At 43.9% G+C, this 3,427-nt stretch carries 5 protein-coding genes; all 5 read left to right on the top strand.

All coding sequences use genetic code 11. The annotated features are described in order from the left end of the window. On the top strand, positions 1-320 hold a 320-nt coding region (locus LC605_RS31805; protein WP_229551375.1), incomplete at its 5' end, for a hypothetical protein. A gap of 11 nt (positions 321-331) precedes the next feature. Next, on the top strand, positions 332-790 hold the full coding sequence (locus tag LC605_RS31810; RefSeq protein WP_229551376.1) for a DUF1392 domain-containing protein: 459 nt from the start codon (positions 332-334) through the stop codon (positions 788-790). Between the two features lie 106 nt (positions 791-896). Beyond that, positions 897-1,631, top strand: coding sequence for a BRO family protein (locus tag LC605_RS31815; RefSeq protein WP_229551377.1), 735 nt, complete (start codon positions 897-899; stop codon positions 1,629-1,631). Between the two features lie 45 nt (positions 1,632-1,676). Further along, positions 1,677-2,273, top strand: coding sequence for an alpha-ketoglutarate-dependent dioxygenase AlkB (locus LC605_RS31820; protein WP_229551378.1), 597 nt, complete (start codon positions 1,677-1,679; stop codon positions 2,271-2,273). Between the two features lie 106 nt (positions 2,274-2,379). Beyond that, positions 2,380-3,427 (top strand): DUF3854 domain-containing protein (locus LC605_RS31825; protein ID WP_229551379.1); only part of this gene is annotated, 1,048 nt, incomplete at its 3' end.

Consider the following 3,427-nt stretch of genomic DNA (forward strand, 5'->3'; position numbering starts at 1 on the left):
TTGAATACACAGCGATCGCTGTGTGTAAATTTCCTGGAGGCAATGATGGGTTTCCCGCTCTTTTGGACGGATGTCTGCTTAAAAGAGCAGGACTTGATTATTGGCTCACCTCTGCCACAGTCCCCAGTTTTAATCGGCTCAGTGGTAATGAAATTGCAGCGCTTACGCAACAACAGCAGAAAGAATATCACCAACTGTGGGCAGAATACCAAGCCATTAGAAGACAACACAAACAACAGTTGATCGCTCTGGGGAATGCCATTGTCCCTCAATGCGCTGCACCTATCTTTGGGCGACTAAAAACAATTTTATCTCGATAAAGGAAAAACGCATGATTGACAATGTTAACGTGCTGAAAACCAGTTGGTATCTCTCTCCACCTTGGGGCAAAATAATGCTACCTGTGGAAGTCAATTTACTAGAAAGAGTGTACCTGAGAACCAGCAAAACATTCGGTTACTGCTGTGGAATTCAATGGAAACACGAATGTTGGATTTATTCAATTGATTGTCGTAATGAAATTGTTCACGCCACACAACATCAAATCATCGGAACTGGAGAATTAGTAACCCTGCCCGTGCCAAAACCCGCTTTTGTTTTGGGGCAAAAAGTAATCCTATGTTCTTACGGCAATGACGCAAAACAGCGTCTCATTTTGGGCATTGGACTTGTAAATAATTCCTGGTTTTACCTTGTTGAATTAGTGTCGCCGACGTTAACCCAATCAGCGATTGTATGGAATCGTTTCTCACTAGTAGGTGAAAAAAGTTTAGTGCGGGTGAAAGTCTAATTTGTTTAGCACTCTGACAATAATTTGTTGGCTTCACCTAAAAAAGTATCAGGTAGTTTTTCAAAGTCAGCAATTACTTCTACCACCATAAAACAAAAGGTATGTCATGACTAAGAATGAAAATCTCAATCAACTAAATAACAGTAGTCCTTTCGATGGCATCCGTCAGTTCGATGAACAAGGACAAGAATATTGGACTGCTAGAGAGTTAATGCCATTACTGGGTTATTCTCGCTTCCATGAGTTTAAACCCGTAATTGAAAGAGCAACTTTTGCTTGTAAAAATACGGGAAATGACGTAGAGATGCACTTTTCAGGGTCAACCCTGAAAAGTATTGGGCGACCAGGACAAGATTATAAGCTATCTCGTTATGGCGGATATTTAACCGCGATGAATGGTGATCCACGAAAACCAGAGATAGCAGCAGCGCAAAGTTATTTTGTTGTGAAAACGCTAGCTTGCGAAACCCAAACCCAGTTAAAAGCCATGACTCAAATACAGTTACTTGCAGCGATCGCCCAACAACTGGCAGAGCAAGAACAGCATTTACTCCAACAACAGCAGCAACAGACCGAAATCCTGGCAAGACTAAAAGCGGTTGAAGTTGAGCAAGACAGGGTAAATACCCCATGCGGTCACAAATACAGTGTTGTTGGATTCGCCAATCTTCAAGGTTTAGAAATCTCGGTAAAAGAAGCCAGCACTAAAGGGCGAAAGGCAAGTGCATTATGTCGAAAGCAAGGAATAGAAATAGAACGCATTCATGACCCCCGATTTGGAAAAGTTGGTTTATATCCAGAAAGTGTATTGATTGAGGTTTTCTCTACTGGTCAAAACTAATACCAATTGTCTTCAGAATACTTTCTTTGTTTGGAGAAAAGTACCATGCAACAACTCAATTTGTTTCAGGAATCAACCCCAGTTTTACCTATCACTTACTACCCCGATTTCTTAAGTCAGGAACTTGCCAACTCACTCTACCAACACTGCTTGAAACTGGAGTGGCAGCAGAATCAAATACGTATGGCGGGTAAAACAATGCCTGTCCCCCGTCTGGAATGCCTGTACGGTGATAAAGGCTGTGATTACCTATACTCAAATAGCGTGTTTTTGAAACCAATATGTTGGACAGAAGCTCTGTCTGCCTTGCGCGACTCCATCACCGCATTCACCGGCTACAAGTTCCGTATAGTCATCGGCAATCAATACCGCACCGGACAAGATTCAATCGGCTGGCACGCTGATAACGAAGAATCGATGGGACTATCCCCAGCAATTGCATCAGTAAGTCTGGGGTCTGTTCGCAAGTTTCAAATTAAACCGAGGAATGGCAGACCTACTGATTTCTGGCTCGAACACGGGAGCTTGTTGATCATGCACCCAGGCTGCCAGTCCACACATCTGCATCAGCTTCCCAAGACCAATAAAGTGGTTAGCACGCGAATTAATCTTACCTTCCGACCACACACCGGAGGCAGATGAGAAAGTTTTGGGTTAAAGGATTTTTTTTCACTCCTTTAACCCTTACAAAATACCTGCGCCTTTATAGCAATTCGATTCATTTTTACTCACTAATCGGAGTTAAATCATGGGGGAAAGTAAACGTCGTCGCTTACTAGATGCCAATTACGGCAAATCACTTCAACCCTATAATCGTCAAAAAATCACTTGTGAAATTCTTAACCAACAAACTTCACAAGAGATTACATCTCCTTCGACTTCGCTCAGGACAAGTGTTTTTGATTTCATAATTGACGAAAAAGAATTGACAAAACATCATTTAAGTTTGCCTCCATTACCGAAGCTTCAGGATGCTCCAGATGTGATAAACATAATTGATGCACTTGAAAAGTCAGAGCTTGGGGCAGTTCTTCCCAAAAACTCTCTTCCTCTTATTTCCCCCAGCGTTGCGCCTCCTACCAAGAGCCTATGCGTTGATGCACATCAAAATCCCAATAGTCAGCTAGCTCCTAATCACTGGCATGAATGGGTTATCAATTCTGGCGTTGACCCCATACTTACCGAGCTAAATGTCCGTTCTCTAAGTGGGGATGAAATATACGAGTACCTTTTATACGCTCTCCCCCACACTGCACGACGTAACGATGGGCGATTACGTGACGGGTACTTACAACGATATGCTCACATCAACAGTGCATGGTGGGCAAGTGGACTCGACCCTCATAACAACTGGCTGTCAATGGACTGGGGACGGATGAAGCCCGACAATCCCCGACTCGAATGGGACAAGGACACCAACGAGCAAACCCAAAAGCCTGTCAAATACGAGTCACCCCCCAAAACCCCCAACCGCGTTACCTACCTGAGAGTTCCCCTCCATATCTGGAAGTTGGTATCACTTCGCTACGACGTGCCGATGCCAGAACTAATCACCGTTACCCCAGAAGGAGAAGCGTTAGGATTTTGGGCTTGGGTAATGGCACACCCCGTAATTCCGGTATTTCTTACGGAGGGAGAAAAAAAGACAGGTTGTCTCCTCACACTGGGATATGTAGCGATCGCACTCCCCGGAATCTGGAACGGTCGAGTCGGTAACGAAAATTTAGAACGCTTGCACCCCGATTTAGTTCCTATGGCGCAACACAAGCGTAAGTTCACCATTCTTTTTGATTACG

Source organism: Nostoc sp. CHAB 5836, assembly GCF_020829445.1.
Taxonomy (GTDB): Bacteria; Cyanobacteriota; Cyanobacteriia; order Cyanobacteriales; family Nostocaceae; genus Nostoc.

Coding starts and splice junctions, on each gene's coding strand:
- LC605_RS31820 (WP_229551378.1), top strand. CDS start 1,677: ATGCAACAACTCAATTTGTTTCAGGAATCAACCCCAGTTTTACCTATC.
- LC605_RS31815 (WP_229551377.1), top strand. CDS start 897: ATGACTAAGAATGAAAATCTCAATCAACTAAATAACAGTAGTCCTTTC.
- LC605_RS31810 (WP_229551376.1), top strand. CDS start 332: ATGATTGACAATGTTAACGTGCTGAAAACCAGTTGGTATCTCTCTCCA.